The organism is Nocardiopsis dassonvillei subsp. dassonvillei DSM 43111, assembly GCF_000092985.1.
Taxonomy (GTDB): Bacteria; Actinomycetota; Actinomycetes; order Streptosporangiales; family Streptosporangiaceae; genus Nocardiopsis; species Nocardiopsis dassonvillei.
In genome coordinates this window covers 2,879,104-2,902,469 of the sequence record NC_014210.1, presented here as the reverse complement: position 1 = coordinate 2,902,469, position 23,366 = coordinate 2,879,104, and the positions used below count along the sequence as shown (strand labels likewise).

Below are 23,366 nucleotides of genomic sequence, written 5' to 3'. Positions count from 1 at the left end.
CCCCGACCCCCACAGAAGAAAGGAGCACCATGTTGGTCACCAAGGGGCGAAGACGGCTCCGAGGAGGGGCCGCGGCCGCGGTCGCCCTCGCCCTCAGCCTGGTCACGGGCGGCCTGACCGCCGCCGCCCACGCCGAGGACACCGCGCTCACGGCGCAGGAGGCGGCCCGGGCCCAACAGGCCACCCTGCGCGAACTCGCCGACCAGCGCGGGCTGCGCATGGGCACCGCGGTCGCGCCGCAGCACCTGAACCAGGCGGCCTACGCGCAGACCGCCGCGACCGAGTTCAACTCCGTCACCCACGAGAACGACCTCAAGTGGGAGACCGTCCAGCCCCAGCCCGGACAGTTCAACTGGACCAACGCCGACCGCATCGTGGACTTCGCCCAGCAGAACGACCAGCTGATCCACGGCCACACGCTGGTGTGGCACAGCCAGCTGCCCTCGTGGGTGAGGGACGGCACCTTCACCGAGGGCCAGCTGCTGGACGTCATGGACACCCACATCAGCACCACCGTGGGGCGCTACCGCGACGACATCGCCACCTGGGACGTGGTCAACGAGCCCATCGGGGACGACGCCCGGTTCCGCGACTCGGTCTTCTACCGGACGCTGGGGGAGGACTTCATCGCGGAGGCCTTCCGGATGGCCGACCGGGCCGACCCCGACGCCCGCCTGTTCATCAACGACTACAACATCGACGGGATCAACGCCAAGAGCGACGCCTACTACGACCTGGTCCGGGACCTGCTGGCGCAGGGCGTGCCGATCGACGGCATCGGCTTCCAGGGCCACCTCATCGCGGGGCAGGTCCCCTCCAGCGTCCAGCAGAACATCCAGCGCTTCGTGGACCTGGGCCTGGAGGTGATGATCACCGAGCTGGACATCCGCATCCAGCTGCCCGTCACCCAGCAGAAACTGGAGCAGCAGGCCAGGGACTACGAGCAGGTGGTCAACGCCTGCTACGCGGTCGACGGGTGCTCGGGTGTGATCGTGTGGGGCGTCACCGACGCCCACTCCTGGGTTCCCGGTACCTTCCCGGGCCAGGGCGCGGCGCTGCCCATCGACGAGAACTACGAGCCCAAGCCCGCCTACTGGTCGATCCACGAGGCGCTCGGCGGCGACCCCGGCCCCGGCCCGGATCCTGATCCGACCGACCCGCCGTCGGGTGAGTGTGAGGCGGTGTACTCGGTGACGAACCAGTGGCAGGGGGGTTTCCAGGCGCAGGTGACGGTGACGGCGGGTGCGGCTCTGTCGGGGTGGACCGTGGAGTGGACCTTCGGTAGCGGTGAGAGTGTCTCGCACGCCTGGAACGCGTCGGTGTCGGGCAGCGGTGGCAGTGTGACCGCGACGAACGTGGGTTACAACGGCGTGCTGGCGGCGGGGCAGTCGACCTCGTTCGGGTTCGTCGGCAACTCCAGCGGCGGTGTCTCGACCCCCGAGCTGACGTGCAGCGCGTCCTGACCCGCCCGCACCCTGCTCTTTCCGTGCCCCTACGACCCAGTGCCCCTGCAACACAGTGCCCCTGCAACCCAGAGCCCCTGCAACCCAGAGCCCCGACGACCCGGGATCCCCGTGACCCAGTACCCCCACAACCCGGAGTCCCCGTAACCCGGTGACCACCCGACCCGACACACCCGCTGATCCCGCTGAGGGAACAGACCACCCGCCCCGGCCGCACCGCCCCGGTGCGGCCGGGCACCCCCCACAGAGATTGGAGTGGCCCATGCGGTCACGCAGCACCCTCGCCATGGCCGTGGCGCTCGGCGGCCTCGCCGTCGGCACCACCGTCGTCGCGCTGCCCGACACGGCCCAGGCCCACGGCGCGTTCACCTACCCGGCCAGCCGCACCTACGCCTGCTTCCAGGACGCCACCGGCGGCAGCAGCGGCGGCGCGCTCGCGCCGACCAACGACGCCTGCGCCGACGCGCTGGCCGAGGGCGGCAACTACCCGTTCTGGAACTGGTTCGGCAACCTCATCAGCAACTCCGACGGGCGGCACCAGGAGTTCGTGGCCGACGGCGAGCTGTGCGGACCCACCGACAGCTTCTCCGCCTTCAACGCGGTCCGCGCCGACTGGCCGACCACCGAGCTGCCCGCCGACACGACGGTGGAGTTCCACCACAACGCCTGGGCCGCGCACCCGGGCACCTTCTACACCTACGTCACCGAGGACGGGTTCGACCCCGCGACCGACGCGCTGACCTGGGACTCCCTGGAGCTCATCGACGAGGTCACCGACCCGCCGCTGCGCAGCGGCGGCGTCGCCGGAGCCGAGTACTACTGGGACGTGGACCTGCCCGACAAGGAGGGCCAGCACGTCATCTACGTGGTGTGGGAGCGCTCCGACAGCCCCGAGGCGTTCTACAACTGCTCCGACGTGGTCTTCGAAGGGGGCTCGGGCGGCAACCCGGACCCCGAGCCGGAGCCGGAGCCGGAACCCGAGCCGGAGCCGGAGCCGGAGCCGGAGCCCACGGACCCGCCGGCGGGTGAGTACTGCACGGCCGAGTACACGGTCCTCAACGAGTGGCAGGGCGGCTTCCAGGCCGAGGTCGAGGTCACCGCGGGCGAGAACGGGACCGACGGCTGGATGGTGGACTGGGTGTTCGCCAACGGCCAGGCGGTCAGCAGCGCCTGGAACGCCTCGCTCGTCAACCACGGCGCCCACTTCGAGGCCAGGAACGCCGCGCACAACGGCTCGCTCGCGGCCGGGGAGAGCGCCAGCTTCGGGTTCACCGCCACCTCGGGGAACGTGAACATCGAGCCGCGGGTGACCTGCCAGGAGCCGTGACCTGACCATCCCGGAGGGACCGTACCCCCCACACGAGGGCCGTGAAGGCCCGCGCGGTCCCGGCGCCACGGTACCGAACAGCGTTCGGTACCGTGGCGCCATGAACACCGCGAAGATCTACACCTCCTGCCAGGAGCGCATGCTCGCGCTCGCCGACGACCTGAGCGCGGAGCAGCTCGCCACGCCCGTTCCCGCCCTGCCCGCGTGGACCGTCCGGCAGACCTACGCGCACCTGGCCGGGCTCTGCGCCGACGTGCCCGCGGAACGGGTCACGCCCCCGGCCGACGACGCCGTCACCGCCCGCCAGGTGGCCGAGCGCGAGCACCTGGACATCGCCGCGCTCTGCGCGGCCTGGCGCGCGGACACCCCGGCCCTGCTGGAGGTCTTCGCCACCCGGACCCGGGCCCGCTACTCGCTGCCCGCGATCGACGTGTGGCACCACGAGAACGACGTCCGGGGCGCGCTGGGGATGCCCGCCCAGCCCGAGCACGCCGACGAACTGGCCGCCTTCGTCCTGGGCGCGACGGCCCGCGCGTGGTCCCCCGAGCTGCCCGGGGTGCGCGTGGCGGCCGCGGACACCGGCCAGGAGTGGGCCTTCGGGGAGCGGGCCGACCTGGAGTGGTCGGCCACGGCCTTCGAGCTGGTGCGCGCCGCCACCGGCCGCCGCAGCGCCGCCCAGATACGCGCCATGGACTGGAGCGGCGACCCCGCCGACGTCCTGTACCGCCTGTCGGCCTTCCCCTTCCCGGAGACCGACCTGCGGGTCTGACCGGGGAACGACGGGTGTGTCCGAATCACCCGTGCGGGACCCGGGCCCGCCGCTTCCGGCCGGACGGGCCGGAAGCGGCGGTCCGGACGGCCTCCGCCGGTCGGGACGGACTCTCCGCATGCCGGGTCGGCCGCCCGACGGCGGCCGGAGCCGCCCACCGGGGTCGTCGCCGGGAGCCGCCGGTCAGGGCCGGTACGGGATCCGCGGGAGGGCCCGCACCTCGCCCAGCGTGGACCACTCGTCTCGGCCCAGCCGCGCCAGCGGTCGCAGCAGGGTCGCCTCGGGGTGTCCGTCCACCAGCACCGACTCGTCCACGGCCGCCCGCACCACCCGGCCGAACACCACCGTCGAGTCGCCCAGGCCCACCGTCGAGTGCAGCACGCACTCCAGCGCCACCGGGGAGTCGGCCACCCGGGGCGGGCGCACCGACGCGCTGGGCTCGCGCCCGATCCCCAGGGCCTCGAACTCGCTCACCTCCGGCGGGTAGGAGGTGCCGCTGGCGTTGACCTGTTCCCGCATCGGCTCCGGGGCCAGGTTGACCACGAACTCGCCGGTCTCCTCCACGTTGCGCAGCGAGTCCTTGCGCCGCACCGAGGTGAACTGCACGATCGGCGGCTGGGTGCACGCGACGGTGAAGAAGGAGTGCGGCGCCAGGTTGTCCACGCCCGCCGCCGACGTGGTGGAGACCCACGCGATCGGTCGCGGCAGGATCACGGCCGTCATCAGCTGGTAGAACGCTCGTCCGGGCAGGTCTTGCGGTGTCCATTCGGTACGCATCGGCATCGATTATCCCGCCCCGCGCGCGGGCGCGGCCACCGCCGCCCCGCGCCCGCGCGTCCGGCCTCAGGCCGTGCGGTCGAACTCCGCCTGCCGCGGCGCCCCGGACCGGCGCCACTCCATGCGCGCCCAGGGCAGGCGCAGCTCGGAGGTTCCGGTGACGTCCAGCGGCTTGAGGTCCTCCACCGCCTCGGCCTCCCGGTGGCGGGCGAACACCGACTCGGTGTAGCGGTGGCCGGTGTCCGCGGCGACGAACACCACCGTCCGGCCGGGGGAGAGCCCCAGCTCCCACCGGGCGGCCAGGTAGGCGGCGCCGCTGGAGAGCCCCGCGAACACGGCGTGCCGCCGCAGCAGGTCGACCGTTCCGGCCAGGGCCGCGGTGAAACCGGTCCAGTGCACGGTGTCGTAGAGGGTGTGGTCGACGTTGCCGAAGGGGATGGCGCTGCCGATCCCCGCGATGATGATGTCCTTGTCGGGCACGCCGTCGCTGGCGAAGGTGACGCTGCCGAACGGCTGCACCCCCACCAGGCGGGTGCCCGGGTCGGCCTCGCGCAGGTAGGTGCCCAGCGCGCCGGTGGACACGCCCGTTCCCACACCCCCCACGAGCGTGAGGTCCGCGCCCGCCGTCTCCCGGCGGACCGTCTCGGCGACCTCGCGGTAGCCCAGGTAGTGGAGGGGGTCGTGGTACTGGCGCATCCAGTGGTGGTCCGGGTGGGCGGCCAGGACCTCCCGGACCCGGCGCACCCGGCGGTTCTGGTCCAGGCGCAGGTCGTCGGTGGACTCCATCTGTTCCAGGCGTACGCCCAGCACCTCCAGCTGTACGCGCAGGGTGCGGTCCACGGTGGTGGAGCCGATGATGTGACATCGCAGGCCGTACCGGTGGCAGGCCAGCGCCAGCGCGTGCGCGTAGACGCCGCTGGAGCTGTCCACCACGGTGTCGCCGGGGCGGACGGCGCCGCTCTCGACGAGGTGGCGGACGGCGGCCAGGGCCGAGAGGGCCTTGAGGGTCTCGAACCGCAGGCACAGCAGTCCGCCGCCCAGGTCGATGAGGTCGGGGCGGCCGATCGCTTCGGAGACGTGCTCGTCCACGGTCGTTCTCCTTACTGGTGGCTGGGGCGGGCGCGTGCTCCGGAACGCGAAGGTGCACGCGCCCGCCCGGGAGGAGGGCGTGGGTGTTCAGGCCGCCGGGGTCGCCCGGTAGCGGTAGAGCCGCGTGGGGTCGGCGCTGAACTGGGAGAAGGGGAAGGGCTCGGCGGAGACTCCGTCGACTCCGCGGCCGAGGAAGGCGCGCGCCACCGCGCTCGCGCTCTGGGCGTAGACGTACAGGGGGACGCCGCGCCCGCGGCACCGTGCCAGGAGCGGGTCGAAGGTGCCGTTGCCCAGGGTCATGCCGGTGGCCACGACGGCGTCGGCCGCGTCGACCACCTCCTCCATGGACTCCGAGACGGGGTCGCCCCAGCGGGTGGTGCGCAGGTTGAGGTCGCAGGGCAGGCACTCGCCGCCGCGTTCGCGGATGGCGGCCACGAGGGGGTTGACGACGCCGATCAGCGCGATCCGCGCGCCCTCGGTGATGGGGACGAGACCGGCGACGGCGGCGTCCCGGGCCCGCGCGCGCTGTTCGGGCGTTCCGGCGGGCAGGGTGACCGGTTCGGCCCGGGGGTCCTCGCGGTGCGGCGAGGTGTGGGCGAGGTGGGCGTCCAGGGCGGCCACCCGCAGGGGGAGGGGCCCCTGGGCGAGCAGTTCGGCCAGCGGGGCGCCCGAGGCCTCGCGGCACAGCTCCGGCGCGATCTGCCCGTCCTCGAAGGCGCAGGCCCCGAAGGCACCGCCGACGCGCACGGCGACGTAGTGGTTGAGGTAGGTGGTGTCGCCCCCGGCCAGGCGGGTGCCGTGGTGGAGCCAGAAGACGCTGGTGGCCACGGTGTCGCCGACCCGGCCGACGGCGTCGCGCAGGAGGTCGTCGAGGGTCATCTCCCGGCCTCCTGGAAGCGGAACAGGTAGGTCAGGACCCCGTCGCCCCAGTCGTGCCGGTGGTGCACCCCGGCCCGGAAGCCGGTGGCCTCCGCGTGGGCGACGATGCGGCGCAGGTCGGCGGTGTTGGAGGCGATGAGGAAGACCTCCGCGCCGGGGGCCAGCAGCGGGCGCTCGGCCAGCTGGGTGAAGAACTTCTCCGTGATCGCCGCGCCCACGCACACGTTGCGCACGACGTCGGGGTCGGTGCTGACCGTCCGGCTGACCGCGGGCGGGTTGAAGGTGACCACGTCGAGCGCGGTCCCGTCCGGGAAGCCCTCGAACATGTCGCCGGTCACGGGGACGAGTTCGGTGGCGGTGCGGTCCCCGAGCAGGCGTGTGAAGTTGCGGGCGGCGGCCTCGACGCTGGGGCCGTGGACGTCGGCGGCGTGGACCCGGCGGGCGCCGCGCGCTCCGGCGGCGACGGCCTCCACGCCCAGGCCCACGCCCATGGCGGCGTAGTGCCGTCCGCGCACGTCGATGTCGTCGTCCAGGATGCGCTGGTGGATCATCCTGCTGGTCCCGCCGGGGAGGAAGACGCCGGGCGGTACCTCGAACCCCCAGCCGTTCCAGGTGTAGGAGCGGGTGGTGTGCAGGTCCTCGCGCGGCGGGTTGACGGCGAGGATCTGTTCGGCGGGTAGCGGTGGGGGCAGTTGGTCCACGAGGGAGCGGTCCACGGTCGTCCTTCCAAAAGGGGGTCGGGAGTAACACGGGACACCAACGGGGAGCGCCGGATGTTCTGAGTACCGGAGTCCGCGCGCTATTGTAGATAAAACGATAACCATTGTCATTAGTGGGGTCGGAGTTCGCGTTCCCGGGGGTGTTCCATGGCCCCGGGCGCCGCGCGGCGGACGGGCCCGCGACGGACGCGCCCGGGCGGGGGCGGCGCCAGCGCGCCCCGCCGGTGACCATCCGCGGAGAGGACGTGGAAAGACGTGGCCCACCCCCAGCAGACCGGCACTGTGCCCACGGCCCCACCGCGCGCGCACGTGTTCTCGGACCCCGCCTTCCTCCGCCTGTGGTCGGGGAGCACCGCCTCGGGACTGGCCACGTGGGCCATGCCGTTCATCCTCGGCCTGGCCGTCCTGGACGGATCGCTCACCGCCATGGGGCTCGGCCTGCTCCTGGCCACCCGTACCGGCGGGTTCCTCCTCGCCCTGCCGCTCGGCGGCCTGCTGGCCGACCGGCTCTCCCGCCGCGCGGTGGTGCTGTGGGCCGGGGTCCTCGCGGCGGCGGCCACTCCGCTGGTCGCCGCGGGCGTGGCGACCGGCGCCCTGGCGCTCGCGGCCGTGGCCGCGGCGGCCGTGGGCGCGGGCCAGGGAGCCTGTAGACCCGCCTTCCAGGCGCTGACCGCCGAGGTCGTGGACGAGCCGCGGCGCCAGCGCGCCAACGCGGCGCTCACCATCTCCGTGCGGGTCACCACCCTGGTCGCCCCGGGGGCGACGGCGCTGCTCTCCACGGTCCTGGGCGTGCACGCCCTCCTCCTGGTCACCGCCGCGCTCTGGGCGGTCGCCGCCCTGGCCCCGCCCCGGGGCCGGAGCGCGCCCGCCCCGGGAGCGGTGCCCGCGCGCGGCTTCTCCCCGGTCGCCGACTTCCGCGACGGGCTGCGCGAGGCCCGGCGCCACACGTGGTTCCTCGCGGGGCTGGGCGCCCTGACGGCGGTGATCGCCACCGGGTACTCCGCCACGGGCGTGCTGCTCCCGGTTGTCAGCCGCGACACCTACGGCACCGAGGCGGTGCTGGCGGGCGCGCTGACCGCCTACACCGGCGGCGCGCTGGCCGGGGCGCTGCTGATCGGGCGCTGGCGCCCCTCCTCCCAGGGGTGGGTGGCGCTGGCGGGCCTGGCCCTGTACGGGCTCGCGCCGCTGAGCCTGCTCCTCCCCGTGGGCCCGTGGACGGTGTTCGCCGCCTACGCCCTGGCGGGGGTCGGGATCGAACTGTTCAACGTCCCGTGGTTCACCGCCGCCCAGCGCGAGGTCGCGCCCGACAAGCTCGCCCGCGTCTCCTCCCTGGACTTCCTGTTCTCCTACGGCCTGGCCCCGGTCGGGCTCGCGCTGATCGCCCCGGCCACCCAGGCCTTCGGCACGGAGGCGGTCCTGGTCGTGTGCGCCGCCCTGTGCTTCCTGGCCCCGGGGGCCGCGGCGCTCGCCCCCGGTTCGCGCCACTTCGCCATGGGAGGCCATGGGGCCCCGGCCCCGCGAGCCGCCTGACCGGGAAGGCTCCCCCGGGGACCTGCCGGGGCGGCGCCCCGGGTGTTCACCGGTCCCGTCCCGCCCTGCCGCCGCGGGCCAGCAGGTACAGCAGGAAGGGGGCGCCCAGCGCCCCGGTGACCACCCCGACCGGCAGTTCGCTCCCCCCGAAGGCGGTGCGCGCGACCAGGTCCGCAACGGCCGTCAGGAGCGCTCCGCAGGCGGCGCAGGGCAGCAGCCCGAGGGCGCGTCCGCCCAGCAGCCGCCGCACGATCTGCGGGGCCACCAGGGCGACGAACGCGACGGGACCGGCGACGGCGGTGGCCGTGGCCGCGAGCGCGGCGGAGGTGAACAGCAGGGCGCCCCGGGCGAGCCGCACCCGGCCGCCCAGGGCGGTCGCCGCGTCCTCCCCGAGCTGGAGCAGGGACAGCGGTCGGGCCGACAGGAACGTGGTCGGAGCCAGGACGGCCAACCCCACCGCCACCGTCACCACGTGCGGCCAGTCCCGGTTGGCCAGGCTGCCGGTGAGCCAGAGCATGGCGCGCTGCGCCGTGGCGAGCTCCGTGCGGGTGAGCAGGTACGACGTCACCGCGCCCAGCACCGCGGTGACCGCGATCCCCACCAGGACCAGCCGCTGCCCGCTGACACCGCGCCGGTAGGCGAGCAGGTACAGCAGGAACGCGGTGGCCACGGCCCCCGCCAGCGCGCTGGCCGCGATCGCCGCCGCCGTGCCGCCGAAGACGACGATGGCGAGCACCGCCGCGGTCGTCGCGCCCGCGCTGACCCCGATGACGTCCGGGCTGACCAGCGGGTTGTGCGCCAGCCGTTGCAGCAGCGCCCCCGAGAGCGCCAGTGCGGCGCCCACACCCAGCGCGGTGAGCACACGCGGCAGCCGCATCTCCACCACCACGTGCGTCACCATCACCCCGGCACGGCCGGTGAGCGCGTCCACCACCTCGCTCACGCCCAGCTCGAAGTCCCCCAGGGTCAGCGAGACCAGGGCCACCGCCGCGGCCAGGGCGGTGAGCAGGCCGCCGAGCAGTACCGCGGGCCAGTACACCCGTACCGACAGTCCGCCCAGGCGGGCCACCCCCGTTCGGGGACCCAGGGCCCCGGAGCGCGCCGTCACGGCCCCGCCACCCTTCGCCCGCGCACCACGAGGACGAAGAACGGCGCACCGATGAGAGCGGTGAGGACGCCGACCTGCAACTCCTCGGGACGCGCCACCACCCGGCCCGCGACGTCGGCCGCCAACAACAGGACGGGCGCCAGCACCGCCGACCAGGGCAGCACCCATCGGTGGTCGGGGCCGACCAGGACCCGCGCCACGTGCGGCACGGCGACCCCGACGAAGCCGATCGGACCCGCCACGGCCGTCGCCGTCCCCGCCAGGAGCACCACCGCCAGGGCGCTCGTCCCGCGCACCAGCCACAGCCGTGTCCCCAGGGAGCGGGCCAGCTCGTCGCCGAGCGCCACCGCGTTCAGGGACCGGGCCACCGCCACCGCCGTCACCAGCCCGGCGGCCAGGAACGGCAGCGCCTGGAGCAGCGCCGCGCCGTCGGCACCCGCCAGCGAGCCCACCACCCAGAACCGGTACTCGTCCAGGCTCGCGCGGTCGCGCAGGACGATCGCCGAGGTCAGCGAAGCCAGCAGGGCCGAGACCGCGGCTCCGGCGAGCGTGAGCCTGACCGGACTGGCCCCCTCCGGACCCAGCGACCCCACGGCGTGGACCACGCAGGCGGCGACCGCCGCGCCCGCGAAGGCGAAGCCGACGTAGCCCAGTAGCGCGGACACCCCGAACACGCTGATCGCGAGGACCGCCGCCAGGGAGGCGCCCGCGTTGATGCCGAGGACGCCGGGGTCACCGAGGGGGTTGCGGGTCACCCCCTGCGCCAGGACCCCGGACACGCCCAGGGCCGCGCCGACCGCCAGCCCGGCCAGGGTACGCGGCACACGCAGGTGCCGCACGACCAAGTCGGTGTCCGAACCGGTGAAACCGGCGTAGGCGAGGTACACGTCGGCCACGGACAGCCGCTCGTAACCGACCAGGACCGACGCCAGCAGGGTCGCGGCCAGGACCAGCAGCGCCACCGCCAACCCGGCGACGCGGGCGCGGGCACTGACGAGAACCCCGGAACCGTCGGCCGCGGCCCGCAGCCGGCGCCGGACTCCCGAGGGCACGGCCGTCACGGGCCTCCCGGCCACATGGGGGGCCACCGGCCCGCCTACCCGAACAGGCCGGGGTGCAGGATCCGGGCGACCGTCTCCACCGCGGCCGCGCTGCGCACACCCGCGGAACGGTCGGCGAAGGTGAACTCCTCCACCTGCTCCTCGGTGACCGCGGTCAGGTTGGCCAGCACGGGATCGGCCGTGATCCGCTCCACGTCCGGGGCGGCGTCGGCGGCGGTCATCCGCGCGTCGCAGCACACGTCGACCAGGATGAAGTCGGGGTCGCGCGCGATCACGTCCTCGACGGCCACGTCGTGGTTGCGACCGCCGTCCAGGTCGGCGAAGGCGTTGACGCCTCCGGCCAGCCGGATGATCTCGGTGGAGAAGTCCTGCCCGCCGGCCACCCGGAACCCCTGGTCGCTGGGGCGGCCGACCATCACCGAGGGCCGGTCCTCCTCAGGCACGCCGCCCTCCAGGGCCTCGGTGACCCCGCCTATCGTGCCCTCCATGTCCGCGATGACCTCTTCGGCGCGCTCGCGCGCGTCGAACAGGGCGCCCAGGTTCCGCAGGTCGGCGTAGACGTTGTCCATCGTCACCGAGGCCGGGTCGATGGTCGCGTCGGTGCGGCCGTCCCCGCTAGGGCACAGCGGAGCCGGGATCCAGCTGCCGATGCCCAGCTCGCGCAGGGAGGCCCGCGTACCGAGGTTCTCGTCGGTGAACACGTCGTTGAACCCGGCGAGCACGAAGTCGGGCCCGTGGCTGAGCAGTTCCTCCCGGCTGGGCAGGTTGGGGTAGTACTCCTGCCCGGCCTGGGCGTCGGCGTACTCCTCCAGGACGGCGGCGTCCAGGAACGCCGTCCCCACCAGGCGGTCGCTGAGGCCCAGCGCGTGGGCGGTCTCGATGGCGGGCTGGTAGGCGGCGAACACCCGTTCCGGCGGGCTGTCCGCGGCCACGTCGACGCCGCAGTTGCGGATCGTCTCCCCGGCAGCCTCGGGGGAGGGGGCGGCGGAGCCCCCGCCGCAGGCGGTCGTGGCCAGGAGCAGGGCGAGGGCGGCGCAGGCGGGCAGGCGGTACCGGACCGCGCGTGCCCCGGTGGGCTTCATCGAACAAACCATCCTTCGTGGTCTGATGACGCGGACGGTCGCAGCCGGTCTCCTGGCTCCCGGAGTCGGGCTCTGGCCCCGCGCCCCCACCCTTCCCAAGCCGTGTCCGGCCCAGTGGCGTGCGGGAGGCGCACTCCGGTCACAGTGGCGAGGACCGCGCCGGACTTCCACCGGCTTCCCGTGCACTGCGACGTCGACGATATGGACTTGTGCTGACAGTCAACCGGCCACGGTAGTGCACGCGGGTCCCTTCCGCGAGACCCGCTCCCCTCCCGGCCGACGACCGGACCCCCCGCGAGCCGCCCGACCGGCGGAGCGCCGTCCGCACGCGTGGCCGGACCGGGACCGGGCATAGAGGGCGCATGGAACTGATCACGGTGGAGGACGTCCGCGCCGCCCGGGAACGCCTGCGCGGGGAGGTGGTGCGCACCCCGCTGACGGCGGGCCCCGCCGGAGGGCCGCCGTTCCTGCTCAAACCCGAGAGCCTCCAGCCCACCGGGGCCTTCAAGCTGCGCGGCGCCACCAACGCCGTCGCCCTGCTCGACCCCGACCAGCGCCGAAGCGGTGTGGTGACCCACTCCTCGGGCAACCACGGCCAGGCGCTCGCCCACGCCGCCGCCCGGCACGGGGTGCCCTGCACCGTCGTCGTCCCCGAGGGCGCGCCCGGGGTGAAGGTCGACCGCATGCGCGCCCTGGGAGCCCGCATCGTCATGGTCGCCCCCCGGGAGCGGGAGGCCACCGCCCGCAGGCTCCGGGACGAGGAGGGGCTCGCCCTGGTCCCGCCCTTCGACGACCCGAGCGTCATCGCGGGCCAGGGCACGGTCGGCCTGGAGATCCTGGAGCAGTCGCCCGGGGTCGCGACCGTCGTCGTGCCCGTGGGCGGAGGCGGGCTCGCCTCGGGGGTGGCCACCGCCGCGCTGGCCGCCGCGGGCCCGCGCCGGGTCCGCGTCGTGGGGGTGGAGCCCGAACTGGCCGCCGACGCCGCCGAGAGCCTGCGCACCGGAAGCCTGGTCACCTGGCCGCCCGAGCGCACCCACCGCACCATGGCCGACGGGGTGCGCGTGTGCCTGTCCGAGCTGACCTTCGCCCACCTGCGCGCCCGCCTGGACGAGGTCGTCACCGTGACCGAGGAGGAGATCGCCCGCGCCGTCGCCGCCCTCGCCCACGGGGCGCGCCTGGTCGCCGAGCCCAGCGGGGCCCTGGCCGCCGCCGCGGTCCTGGCGGGCCGGGTGCCCACCGCGCCCGGCCGCCCGCAGGAGACGGTCGCGGTCGTCTCGGGGGGCAACGCCGACCCGGGGCTGTTCGCCCGCCTGGTGGCGTGAGCCGCGCGGGCGGCACCGCGGTCTCAGGCTCGGGAGCCCCCGCCGCCGGCGGGACCGCTCCCGTTCACGCGCTGCCGCTCGCCCGCACGCGCCGCCACGGGGTTGTCGCGCCCGGCGGCGCGCGCGGCACGGTCCTCGCGGCGGCGCATGGCCATGTCCGACAGCGCGGCGAGCCCGAAGGCGATGACGACCGCGGCGACGATCAGCACGGTCCACAGCGCGGTACCGAAGGAATCGGGGTCGATCATGGGTGCTCCGAGGGGATCGGGGGTTGGACGTGCCGACAACCCAACCGTAATAGGTGTTAACTTTCGGGCCGAGTGTCAGCGGCGGTGAACTGGGTCATACGCGCGCCACCGCGCGTCCGCCCGCAGCACGTCCGTCCGCCCACACGGCGAGGGGCCGGGGACGGCGCCGCGGCGCCGTCCCCGGCCCCTCGCCAGGCGAACCCGGATTCCCCTACAGGATCGAACCGGGGGAGTAGGCGGCCGCCTCCGGGTGCGCGGCCACGATCGCGTCGATCCGCCCCACCACGGCGGCCACCTGGTCGGCGGCGGCGCCGGTGAAGGTGATCCGGTCGGCCAGCAGCGCGTCCAGCTCCTCCCTGCCGAGCGGGAAGCGCCCGTCCTCGGCCAGGCGGTCCAGCAGCCGGTTGCCCGCACCCTCCTGGCGCATGGCCAGGGCCGAGCCCACCGCGTGCTCCTTGATCAGCTCGTGGGCGGTCTCGCGGCCCACCCCGGCGCGCACCGCGGCCATGAGCATCTTGGTCGTGGCCAGGAACGGCAGGTAGCGGTCGAGCTCGGCGGAGACCACCGCGGGGAAGGCCCCGAACTCGTCCAGCACCGTCAGCATCGTCTCCACCAGCCCGTCGAAGGCGAAGAACGCGTCCGGCAGGGCCACCCGGCGCACCACCGAGCAGGACACGTCGCCCTCGTTCCACTGGTCCCCGGCCAGTTCACCGGCCATGGACGCGTACCCGCGCAGGATCACGGTCAGCCCGTTGACCCGCTCGCACGAGCGCGTGTTCATCTTGTGCGGCATGGCCGAGGAGCCCACCTGACCCTCGGCGAACCCCTCGGTGACCAGCTCGTGCCCGGCCATCAGGCGGATCGTCTTGGCCAGCGAGGAGGGACCGGCGGCCAGCTGCACCAGCGCGGTCAGCACCTCGAAGTCCAGCGAGCGCGGGTAGACCTGGCCCACGCTGGTGAAGCGCCGCTCGAACCCGAGGTGGGAGGCCACCCCGTCCTCCAGCGCGCTGAGCGCGGCGCGGTCCCCGCCCAGCAGGTCCAGCATGTCCTGCGCGGTGCCCACCGGGCCCTTGATCCCGCGCAGCGGGTAGCGGGAGATCAGCTCCTCCAGCCGCCCGTGGGCGACCAGCACCTCGTCGGCGATCGACGCGAACCGCTTGCCGAGCGTCGTGGCCTGCGCCGCCACGTTGTGGGAGCGGCCCGCCATCACCGTCTCGCCGTACTCGGCCGAGAGCCTCCCCAGCCGCGCCAGCAGCGCCACCACCCGGTCGCGGGCCAGCAGCAGGCTGTCGCGCACCTGGAGCTGCTCGACGTTCTCGGTCAGGTCGCGCGAGGTCATGCCCTTGTGCACGTGCTCGTGCCCGGCGAGGGCGTTGAACTCCTCGATGCGGGCCTTGACGTCGTGGCGGGTGACCCGCTCGCGTTCGGCGATGGAGGCCAGGTCCACCTGCTCCAGGACCTTCTCGTAGTCCTCGACCACACCGGCCGGGACGTCCACGCCCAGACGCGCCTGGGCGCGCAGCACGGCCAGCCACAGCCGCCGCTCGGCGACCACCTTGTACTCGGGGGACCACAGCCGGGTCAGCTCCGCGGACGCGTAGCGGGCAGCCAGGACATCAGGGATCAGCGGTTTCGCACTCACGTCGTCCGACCCTATCGTCCTGAGCTGCGGCGCACGCGCGGCCACTCCCCCCGAAGGCACCCGGCCCGCAACGGCGGCGACGCAGGTCGGTCGGCGAACGCCCGGAACCGGGGCCAGGAAGGTAGGGCCAGCCCCACCCCCGACCCGGTGGCGCGGCCGATTCCGGCCCGCGCCGGGCCTGCCTAACGTTGGCCCATGACCACTCCCGCGGAGTCCCCGAACCCGCCGCGCGCCCTGTTCCAGGCGCTCACGACGAGGCGTTTCCTGCTCACCTCCTGGCCCTGGCGCGGTCTCGCCTACAGCGGCGGCACCGTCCTGGTGGCCTCCGTCCTGTTCTTCGTCGCCTCGCCCGTCCTGGCCCCCTGGGTGGCGCTGTTCATGGCCTGGAGCGGAGGGATCGAGGCCTTCGACTACGGCGGCATCGTGCTGGTGCTGGCCCTGTGCCTGGCGTTCACGTTCCTGTTCGGACCGCTGGTCGCAATCCCCCTGGGCGCGCTGGAGCGCTGGCGCCTGGGCCTGGTCGGGGGCGGCCCCCGGGAGAGCGGGCACCGCGAACCGGTCCCCGGGCTGTGGGGGTGGGTGCGCACCCGCTACACCGAGGCCGCCACCTGGCGGGAGGTGGCCTACGCGGGGCTGATGCTCCCCCTGGCGGGGGTCAACGCCATGCTCACCGGCTTCCTGCTGCTGCTCGTGATCGTCCTGGCCTCCGGTCCGCTCCTGCTGGACGACAGCCCCGGCTCCGTCGTCAACCTCGGCCTCGTGACGCTCACCTCCAGCGCCGAGGCGGTGCCCTACACCCTCCTGGCCCCGCCGCTGCTGGTCGTCCTGCTCTACGCGTCGGCGGCCATGGCGTGCCTGCACTCCCTGCTGGCCCGCACCCTGCTGGTCGGCCCGCCCAAGGGAGTCCTGCACGCCGAACTCAACCAGGTCACCGAGTCGCGGGCCCGCCTGGTCAACGCCTTCGAGTACGAGCGCAGGCGCATCGAACGCGACCTGCACGACGGCGCCCAGCAGCGCCTGGTCGCCCTGTCCGTGGACCTGGGCGTGGCCCGCCTGGACCTGGAGGAGGGCAGCGAGGCCGACCAGCGCGTGGTCGCCGCCCAGGCCAAGGCCGACGAGCTCATCACCGAGCTGCGCGAGCTGGTGCGCGGCATCCACCCCCGGGTCCTCACCGACCGGGGACTGCCCGCCGCCCTGGAGGAGCTGGCCGACCGCTGCCCCGTGCCCGTGACGGTGCACGTGCGGATCGGTGAACGCCTGCCCGCGCACGTGGAGGGCACGGCCTACTTCGTGGTCGCCGAGGCCCTGACCAACGTCTGCAAGCACGCCGGGGCCGACGCCGCCACCGTGCACGCCAGCACGGCCCCCGGCGCGCCGGGCCGGCCCGACACCCTGCTGGTGGAGGTCACCGACCACGGCGCGGGCGGCGCCGACCCCGCACGCGGGTCCGGGCTCACCGGGCTCGGGGACCGGGTCGCGGTCATGGGCGGCACAATGGAGCTGTCCAGCCCCCGGGGCGGACCTACCCGAATCCGAGTGGAGCTTCCGTGCGGACCCGTTCCCCCGACACCGCTGGCGTGACCCCCGACGCGCCCCTGGTGCCCACCGTCCTGGCCGAGGACGGCGTGCTGCTCAGAGAGGGGCTGTCCGGGATCCTGGAGCGCTTCGGCTTCCCCGTCGTGGCCTCGGTCGGCGACGCCGAGGCGCTGGTGTCGGCCGTCGCCGAGCACGGACCCGGCCTCGTGGTCACCGACATCCGCATGCCGCCCGGCTTCACCGACGAGGGGCTGCGGGCCGCCGTCCGGCTGCGCCGCGAGCGCCCGGGCCTGGCGGTGGTCGCGCTGAGCCAGTACGTGGAGCTGAGCTACGCCACCGACCTGCTCGACTCCGGCAGCGGTCAGGGCGTGGGCTACCTGCTCAAGCAGAGGGTCGGCGACGTCCGCGAGTTCGCCTCCGTGCTGCGCCGGGTGGTGGACGGCGAGACCTTCGTCGACCCCGAGGTGGTCCGCCAGCTGCTGCGCCGCCGCGCCGACCCGCTGGAGCGCCTGACCCCGCGCGAGCGCGAGGTCCTCGCCCTGATGGCCGAGGGCCGCTCCAACGGGGCGATCGCCCGCCACCTGGTGGTCAGCGACGCCGCCGTCGGCAAGCACGTGGGCAACATCCTGGCCAAGCTCGACCTGCCCCCGGACGACGGGGTGCACCGCCGCGTCCAGGCGGTCCTGGCCTACCTGCGCGGCCGCCCCGCCTGAGCCGGGGCCGTCCCCGCACGGCGGGGACGGCGCCCTCGGTGACCGCGCCGGCCGGCACGGTCACCGAGGGCGCCGGGCGTTCGTCAGGACTCGGCCGCGCACCAGTCGATCATGACGGCGGTCTCCCCGCCCACGACCCAGCCGTCGTGCCCGGGCGGGATGAAGACGACGTCGCCCCGCCCGAACTCGCGCTCGGTTCCGTCGTCCATGCGGCAGGCCAGGGAGCCCGAGACCATGTAGCCGCAGTGGGTCCTCATGCAGCTGTCCGTGCCCTGGAGGGGCCGCAGGTGCTCGGACCAGCGCCAGCCGGGCATCAGCGTCAGACGTGTGACCGCCCGTCCGCCGACGCGGACGACCTCCATACGCCCCCGCTCGAACTCCTGGGTCTGCTCGGCCCCGTCGAACCGGGCCCCCTGGGGGGCGTCCACGGACCCCTCGTCCCAGGCCTGGACCACGGACTCGTGCACGATGCGCCCGTCCCGCAGGTCCAGCATGGCCATGCTCATGACCTTGCCGCCGTCGGGGTAGGTGCACCGCTCGGTGACGGCGACGTGCTCGCCGTCGGACACGCACTGGAGCACCTCATGGGTCATCTCGCGCGAACAGACGTCCCGCAGGGCCTGCCCGATCTCCTCCCTGCCGCGCAGGACCGCCGGGGCGCTGGGAGGGGTCCGCCGGTCGATCATCTCCATCCGGGCGTCGTCGCTGTACTGGGCCACCATCGCCTCGGCGTCGGCCGACTCCACGGCACGGACGTACCGGTCGGTGTCGAAGGACGGATGGGCCTGGGGTGGGGCGGACATGGCTCGCCTCCTCGGCTCCCGGTGACCGCCCGCGGACCGGGCGGTCCCACTACCCAGACTGCTCCCGGGCCACCTCCCGGTTCGCCCAAGGCCCGGTCACGAGTCGGCCGCGTCGCGGACCCGCCGGGAGTCGGGGGAGCACCGGACCTATCGTGGAGGTGCAGAGCCGTCACGGTGCGAACTCCCCCCCGCAGCCCGTAGGAGACCGGATGCAGCCGACCGTCGCCGCCCCCGAGAGCGTCACCTGGAAGATCCACCTGGACCGGTCGATGTGGGTGGCGGGCGTGCGCGCCCTCATGCTCCAGGCCCTGCACCCCGTGGCCATGCAGGGGGTGTGGCAGCGCTCGGACTTTCGCTCCGACCCCACCGGCCGCCTGATGCGCACCGCCCACTTCGTGGCCGTCACCACCTACGGCAGCCCCGCCGAGGCGGACGCGCTCGGCGAGCGCGTCCGCCGGGTGCACCGCGCGCTGTCCTTCACCGACCCGGCCACCGGCCGCCCGCACCGGGTGGACCAGCACGACCTGCTGGTGTGGGTGCACTGCGCGGAGGTCTCCTCCTACCTGGAGAACGCGGTGCGCGCGGGCGTCGCGCTGACCGCCCGCGACGCGGACCGCTACCTCGACGAGCAGTCGCACACGGCCGCCTACGTGGGCCTGTCGCGCGAGGACGTGCCGCGTTCGGTCGCCGACCTGCGCCGCTACCTGGCCTCGGTCCGGCCCGTCCTGCGCGCCACCCCCGAGGCCCGGCAGGCGGTGCGCTTCCTGCTGTGGCCCAAGGTGCCCGAGCGCCTGTCCTGGCTCGCCCCGCTCAAGCCCCTGTGGTTCCCGGTCGGCGCCCTGTCCTACGCCACCCTGCCCGCGTGGGCGCGCCGCGCCTACGGGATCCTTCCCGAGGCCCCCGGCGGGGACGCGGCGGCCACCGCGTCGCTGCGGGCCCTCAGAGCGGTGCTCAACCGGGTGCCCGAGCGCTACTACAACCTCCTCTTCGACGAGGCCACCGTGCGCAGCGCCGAGGAGGCCAGGCAGCGGCTGCTGGAGGCCGGGTACGAGATCGAGAACGGGTTCCGGTCGATGCGCGCCCGCACCCTCTTCCGGGCGCCCTCCGCGCCCGCCGGGGAGCCCTCCCCGCCGCCAGCGGACGACCGGGCCGCCGCGGGGGCCTGAAGGCGGGCTCGCGGTCCGAACGAGCAGGGGCCCGCGCCCGGCTCCGGCACGGGCGGTCGCGCCTTCGCGGGGCTGGCGGCCCGGGCCGGGACAGCGCCCCGGGTAGCGTGGAGGGGTTCCCGTGGACCGAGGGGGCCGCGATGAAGCGACGCGTACGCCGGTACAGCCTCGTCATGGGAGCGTGCCTGCTCCTGTTCGCCGGAGCGCTGCCCGTCTACTACCTCTTCGGCGCGGGATGGGCGGTGGCCATGTGCGCGGTGGCGGCCGTCCTGCCGCCGGTGGCCGCGGCCCTGGGCAGCATCGCCGACCCCGACGACCCGGAGGACCGCGACAACAGGTACGGGCCCAACGCCGACTGACCGACCGCGCCGGTCCGGCGGGGCGCACGGCCCGCGTCGCAGGTCCGATGATCCGACGCGTAGTATTCCGGCGGAACCGGGCACCGCGCGCCGACACGGCGGCGGGAGGCCCCGTCGGCCACGGGGAGGAACGCGTGACAGAGACCAGTGCCGAAGGCGTCGCGGCGGACCCGCGGACCAGCGCGGTCCGCATGCTGCGCGTGCGCCACGACGACCCGCGCGTGCGGGGGCTGCTCGACGGCCTGCTGGAGGAGTACACCGAGCGCTACGGTGCCGAGGGCGCGGCCGACGAGCTCGCGCGCTACCCGGTGACCGAGTTCGCCGCTCCCCACGGCCGTCTCGTACTGGCCGAACTGGACGGGGAGATCGTCGCCGGAGGGGCCGTGCGCCCCTACAAGAAGGACCGGTCGGCCATGGCCGACACCGCCGAGTTCAAACGCGTCTGGACCTCGGGGCGTCACCGCCGCCTCGGACTGGCCAGCCGGGTGATGACCGCCCTGGAGGAGGCCGCCCGCGACCTCGGCTACACCCGGGTCCTGCTGTTCACCGGTCCCGCCCAGCCCGAGGCGGTCGCCTTCTACACGCGGATCGGCTACCGGCCGGTCGACCCGGCCGACATCGACGAGCTGCCCCACCGCACGGCCATCCCCTTCGCCCACGACCTCGTGTGAGGAGGCGGGCGTCCCGGGACCGGAGAGGCCTCCCCTGAGGCGGTGCCCGGGGTCGTGGCCGTCCCCGGCGGGCGCCGGTGCGGCCCGCCGCGCCGCCGCCGGAGGGGCCGGACGCGTTATGGCTTCCGGTATGTCCGCGCGACGGCCGCACCCCGGGGCCTCCCCGTACGATGGGTGGCCAGGGCCGCCACAAGCGGCCGCGACGCCCGACCCGCGAGGAGACGCACGACGTGAGCGAGCAGCAGCGCCCCCAGGACGAGACGAACGCCCCCGTGTTCAGTCCCCGCAAGAACGGGCAGGCGCAGTCGGTCTCCGACGAGCTCGCCGCGTGGATGACCACCGGGTGGGCCGACACCGAGCGTCGCGACCTGGAGCCCGTCGAGCAGGCCGGGCACACCGCCCGCCGCCGCGCCGCGCTCAGCGCGGCCTTCCCCGGTGACCGCCTGGTCGTCCCGGCCGGGCAGCTGCTCACCCGCTCCAACGACACCGAGTACCCGTTCCGGGCGGCCACCGACTACGCCTACCTCACCGGCGACACCTCCGACGGCGGCTGCCTGGTGTTCACGCCCCGCGCCGAGGGCGGGCACGACGTGGTCCTCTACCTCAAGCCCCGCTCCAACCGCGACAACGGCGAGTTCTGGCTGGGCGGCTACGGCGAGCTGTGGACCGGCCGCCGCAACAGCCTCTCCGAGGCCGCCGACCTGCTGGGCGTGGCCACCGCCGACGTGACCACGCTGTCCGGCGTGCTGCGCGCGGGCGGCGCGACCACCCGCATCGTGCGCGGCCACGACGCCGAGCTCGACGCGATCGTCGACGGTCTGCGCGCCGACGCCGACGAGGAGGCCCGGGCCAAGTACGCCCAGCTCGACGAGGACCTCTCCGTCACGCTGGCCGACCACCGCCTGGTCAAGGACGAGTGGGAGATCGCCCAGCTCCAGCTGGCCGTGGACGCCACCGTGCGCGGCTTCGGCGACGTCGTCGAGGCGCTGCCGCAGGCCAAGGACACCTCCGAGCGGTTCATCGAGGGCACGTTCTTCCTCCGCGCCCGGGTGGAGGGCAACGACGTCGGCTACGGCACCATCGCGGCCTCCGGCGCCAACGCCACCACCCTGCACTGGACCCGTAACGACGGCCCGGTGCGCGAGGGCGACCTGCTGCTGCTGGACGCGGGCGTGGAGACCACCACGCTGTACACCGCCGACGTCACCCGCACCATGCCGGTGTCGGGCACCTTCACCGACGTGCAGCGCCGCGTCTACGACCTGGTGTACGCCGCCCAGGAGGCCGGTATCGCCGCCGTCGCCCCGGGCAGGCCGTTCGTGGCCTTCCACGAGGCCTCCCAGCGGGTGCTCGCCGAGGGCCTCGTCGAGTGGGGCCTGCTGGAGGGCCCGGTCGAGCGCGTCCTGGAGCTGGGCCTGCAGCGCCGGTACACCCTGCACGGCACCGGCCACATGCTGGGCATGGACGTGCACGACTGCGCGGTCTCGCGCCAGGAGGTCCACCTGTACGGGGACCTGGAGCCGGGCATGGTGCTCACCGTCGAGCCGGGCCTGTACTTCCAGCCCGACGACCTGACCGTCCCCGAGGAGCTGCGCGGCATCGGCGTGCGCATCGAGGACGACGTGCTGGTCACCGAGGAGGGCCGCACGGTCATGTCTGCCGCTCTGCCGCGCTCCTCCGCCGAGGTCGAGGCCTGGCTGGCCGAGCGCCTGCCGCGCTAGCCCTTCCCCGCACACGACGACGGGACCGCCTCCTCGGGGGCGGTCCCGTTTCCGTTGTCCCGGGGAGCGGGGGGAACGGTGGCCGCTGGGGGCGCAACCCCGCCCTTCTCGCGCCCAAGAGTGGCCCATGCCTCGCCACAGCACGTTTGGGCAGGTGGGTGCGCGGCCAGCGGGGAGGGGGAGGGCAATCCACCGAGGAGGAGGTTCCACCCCATGGCAGAGCACACCCGAGGAACCCGGCCGCGCGTCTTCGCCTCGCCGGGGCGCTACGTCCAGGGGCGGGGCGCCCTGGCCCGGCTGGGCCCGCTCGTCTCCGACCACGGCTCCCGCCCGCTCGTCCTGGTCGACGACGTCGTCCGCGGACTGACCGAGGACGTCCTCACCGCCTCCTTCCGCGAGGCGGACCTGCCCCTGGTCTTCGAGGGCTTCGGCGGCGTTCCGACCAGGGCCGAGGCCGAACGCGTCTCCGGGACGATCCGGGACGGGGGCCACGACGTGGTCATCGGCCTGGGCGGCGGGGCCGCGATCGACACCGCCAAGGCCGCGGGGGACAACACGGGAATCCCGTGGGTCAGCGCGGCCACGGTGGCCTCGACCGACGCGCCCACGTCGGCGCTGTCGGTGGTCTACACCGAGTCCGGGGCGTTCGAGTCCTACCGCTTCTACGACCGCAACCCGGTGCTGGTGGTGGTCGACACGCAGTTCGTGGCCGAGGCGCCCACCCGGTTCCTGGCCGCCGGGGTCGGCGACGCCCTCGCCACCTGGATCGAGGCGCGCGCGGTGGAGCGGGCGCACAGCGCGAACATGGTGGAGGGCCTGCCGACCCGGGCGGGCACGACCCTGGCGCGCCTGTCCTGGGACATCCTGTGGGAGTCGTCCCTGCCCGCGCTGGAGGCGGTGGACCGCGGCCTGGTGACCCCGGACGTGGAGGCCGTCGTGGAGGCCACCACGCTGCTGTCCGGCCTGGGCTTCGAGTCCGGCGGGCTGGCCGCCGCGCACGCGGTGCACGACGGGCTGACGGCGGTGGACGAGACGCACCACCTCGCCCACGGCGAGAAGGTCAACATCGGCTCGCTCACCCAGCTGCTGCTGGAGGGCGCCCCGGCCTCGGAGGTGGACGACTTCGCGCGGTTCACGGCCCGCGTGGGCCTGCCGACCACCCTGACCGAGGCGGGGCTGGGGGACGCGGACGACGAGGTGCTCGACCGGGTCGTGGCCGCGGCGACCGCGCCGGAGGAGACCATCCACAACCTGGCGTTCACGCCCTCGGCCCGGGACGTGCGCGACGCCCTGCGCGCGGTGGAGGCGGTGGGCCGCCGCGCCCGCCGCGAGGCCGGGCTCGGGGAACCGCAGGCTCCCGGGGCCCACTGACCGCTCGCGG

Annotated in this window: 22 protein-coding genes and 1 riboswitch; of the genes, 12 read left to right on the top strand and 10 right to left on the bottom strand. The window is 74.6% G+C overall.

Going from position 1 to position 23,366, the window contains the following annotated elements; translation table 11 throughout:
• Positions 1–29 precede the first annotated feature (29 nt).
• The 3 genes from NDAS_RS12110 (at position 30) to NDAS_RS12100 (ending at position 3,559) form a co-directional block, all read left to right on the top strand.
• Positions 30–1,463, top strand: coding sequence for an endo-1,4-beta-xylanase (locus NDAS_RS12110; RefSeq protein WP_013153474.1), 1,434 nt, complete (start codon positions 30–32; stop codon positions 1,461–1,463).
• A 262-nt stretch (positions 1,464–1,725) separates the two neighbouring features.
• Complete coding sequence (locus NDAS_RS12105; protein WP_013153473.1) at positions 1,726–2,790, top strand: lytic polysaccharide monooxygenase; 1,065 nt, start codon at positions 1,726–1,728, stop codon at positions 2,788–2,790.
• Between the two features lie 100 nt (positions 2,791–2,890).
• Entirely contained in the window at positions 2,891–3,559 is a 669-nt protein-coding gene (locus tag NDAS_RS12100; RefSeq protein WP_013153472.1) for a maleylpyruvate isomerase family mycothiol-dependent enzyme, read from the top strand.
• Between the two features lie 183 nt (positions 3,560–3,742).
• On the opposite strand, the gene NDAS_RS12095 is transcribed toward NDAS_RS12100, so the two are convergent.
• The 4 genes from NDAS_RS12095 to NDAS_RS12080 form a co-directional block, all read right to left on the bottom strand.
• A complete protein-coding gene (locus tag NDAS_RS12095) occupies positions 3,743–4,336 on the bottom strand; it encodes a flavin reductase family protein (RefSeq protein ID WP_041552735.1) in 594 nt (197 codons plus the stop codon).
• Positions 4,337–4,402: 66 nt separating this feature from the next.
• Complete coding sequence (locus NDAS_RS12090; RefSeq protein WP_013153470.1) at positions 4,403–5,425, bottom strand: pyridoxal-phosphate dependent enzyme; 1,023 nt, start codon at positions 5,423–5,425, stop codon at positions 4,403–4,405.
• 87 nt (positions 5,426–5,512) lie between these two features.
• On the bottom strand, positions 5,513–6,304 hold the full coding sequence (locus NDAS_RS12085) for a Rossmann-like domain-containing protein (protein ID WP_013153469.1): 792 nt from the start codon (positions 6,302–6,304) through the stop codon (positions 5,513–5,515).
• Positions 6,301–7,020, bottom strand: coding sequence for a class I SAM-dependent methyltransferase (locus NDAS_RS12080; RefSeq protein WP_013153468.1), 720 nt, complete (start codon positions 7,018–7,020; stop codon positions 6,301–6,303). The genes NDAS_RS12085 and NDAS_RS12080 overlap by 4 nt, the downstream gene beginning before the upstream one ends.
• A 258-nt stretch (positions 7,021–7,278) precedes the next feature.
• Between NDAS_RS12080 and NDAS_RS12075 the strand changes: the two genes are divergently transcribed.
• Positions 7,279–8,553, top strand: coding sequence for an MFS transporter (locus NDAS_RS12075; protein WP_013153467.1), 1,275 nt, complete (start codon positions 7,279–7,281; stop codon positions 8,551–8,553).
• Between the two features lie 46 nt (positions 8,554–8,599).
• On the opposite strand, the gene NDAS_RS12070 is transcribed toward NDAS_RS12075, so the two are convergent.
• From NDAS_RS12070 to NDAS_RS12060, 3 genes are read right to left on the bottom strand one after another with little or no spacing between them, the layout of a single operon-like run.
• Positions 8,600–9,661, bottom strand: a complete 1,062-nt coding sequence (locus tag NDAS_RS12070; protein WP_013153466.1) for a FecCD family ABC transporter permease — start codon at positions 9,659–9,661, stop codon at positions 8,600–8,602.
• Positions 9,658–10,722, bottom strand: coding sequence for a FecCD family ABC transporter permease (locus NDAS_RS12065; RefSeq protein ID WP_041552734.1), 1,065 nt, complete (start codon positions 10,720–10,722; stop codon positions 9,658–9,660). The genes NDAS_RS12070 and NDAS_RS12065 overlap by 4 nt, the downstream gene beginning before the upstream one ends.
• Positions 10,723–10,757: 35 nt before the next feature.
• Positions 10,758–11,804, bottom strand: a complete 1,047-nt coding sequence (locus NDAS_RS12060) for an ABC transporter substrate-binding protein (protein ID WP_013153464.1) — start codon at positions 11,802–11,804, stop codon at positions 10,758–10,760.
• 25 nt (positions 11,805–11,829) lie between these two features.
• A riboswitch (cobalamin riboswitch) is annotated at positions 11,830–12,009 on the bottom strand.
• Positions 12,010–12,166: 157 nt separating this feature from the next.
• Between NDAS_RS12060 and NDAS_RS12055 the strand changes: the two genes are divergently transcribed.
• Positions 12,167–13,126: a threonine ammonia-lyase gene (locus NDAS_RS12055; protein ID WP_013153463.1), complete on the top strand. Its 960-nt coding sequence runs from the start codon at positions 12,167–12,169 to the stop codon at positions 13,124–13,126.
• A gap of 23 nt (positions 13,127–13,149) precedes the next feature.
• On the opposite strand, the gene NDAS_RS12050 is transcribed toward NDAS_RS12055, so the two are convergent.
• Together NDAS_RS12050 and purB are read right to left on the bottom strand one after the other, a co-directional pair.
• Positions 13,150–13,374 carry a hypothetical protein gene (locus NDAS_RS12050; protein ID WP_013153462.1) on the bottom strand — a complete coding sequence of 75 codons (225 nt, stop codon included), beginning with the start codon at positions 13,372–13,374 and terminating at the stop codon, positions 13,150–13,152.
• A gap of 211 nt (positions 13,375–13,585) precedes the next feature.
• On the bottom strand, positions 13,586–15,016 hold the full coding sequence (gene purB / locus NDAS_RS12045) for an adenylosuccinate lyase (RefSeq protein WP_013153461.1): 1,431 nt from the start codon (positions 15,014–15,016) through the stop codon (positions 13,586–13,588).
• A gap of 195 nt (positions 15,017–15,211) precedes the next feature.
• Between purB and NDAS_RS12040 the strand changes: the two genes are divergently transcribed.
• Entirely contained in the window at positions 15,212–16,597 is a 1,386-nt protein-coding gene (locus NDAS_RS12040; RefSeq protein WP_013153460.1) for a sensor histidine kinase, read from the top strand.
• On the top strand, positions 16,564–17,265 hold the full coding sequence (locus NDAS_RS12035) for a response regulator (protein ID WP_013153459.1): 702 nt from the start codon (positions 16,564–16,566) through the stop codon (positions 17,263–17,265). Before NDAS_RS12040 ends, NDAS_RS12035 begins: the two co-directional genes overlap by 34 nt.
• Before the next feature lie 83 nt (positions 17,266–17,348).
• On the opposite strand, the gene NDAS_RS12030 is transcribed toward NDAS_RS12035, so the two are convergent.
• On the bottom strand, positions 17,349–18,068 hold the full coding sequence (locus NDAS_RS12030; RefSeq protein ID WP_013153458.1) for a nuclear transport factor 2 family protein: 720 nt from the start codon (positions 18,066–18,068) through the stop codon (positions 17,349–17,351).
• A gap of 209 nt (positions 18,069–18,277) precedes the next feature.
• On the opposite strand from NDAS_RS12030, the gene NDAS_RS12025 reads away from it, so the two are divergent.
• The 5 genes from NDAS_RS12025 to NDAS_RS12005 all read left to right on the top strand — a co-directional run bounded on the left by NDAS_RS12025 (position 18,278) and on the right by NDAS_RS12005 (position 23,356).
• On the top strand, positions 18,278–19,234 hold the full coding sequence (locus tag NDAS_RS12025) for an oxygenase MpaB family protein (protein WP_041552733.1): 957 nt from the start codon (positions 18,278–18,280) through the stop codon (positions 19,232–19,234).
• Positions 19,235–19,374: 140 nt separating this feature from the next.
• Positions 19,375–19,593, top strand: a complete 219-nt coding sequence (locus NDAS_RS12020) for a DUF3099 domain-containing protein (protein ID WP_013153456.1) — start codon at positions 19,375–19,377, stop codon at positions 19,591–19,593.
• Positions 19,594–19,727: 134 nt separating this feature from the next.
• Positions 19,728–20,264, top strand: a complete 537-nt coding sequence (locus tag NDAS_RS12015; protein ID WP_013153455.1) for a GNAT family N-acetyltransferase — start codon at positions 19,728–19,730, stop codon at positions 20,262–20,264.
• A 230-nt stretch (positions 20,265–20,494) separates the two neighbouring features.
• Positions 20,495–21,985 (top strand): aminopeptidase P family protein, encoded by a 1,491-nt coding sequence (locus tag NDAS_RS12010; RefSeq protein WP_013153454.1) that lies wholly within the window; start codon positions 20,495–20,497, stop codon positions 21,983–21,985.
• A 213-nt stretch (positions 21,986–22,198) separates the two neighbouring features.
• Positions 22,199–23,356 carry a glycerol dehydrogenase gene (locus NDAS_RS12005; protein ID WP_013153453.1) on the top strand — a complete coding sequence of 386 codons (1,158 nt, stop codon included), beginning with the start codon at positions 22,199–22,201 and terminating at the stop codon, positions 23,354–23,356.
• Positions 23,357–23,366 lie beyond the last annotated feature (10 nt).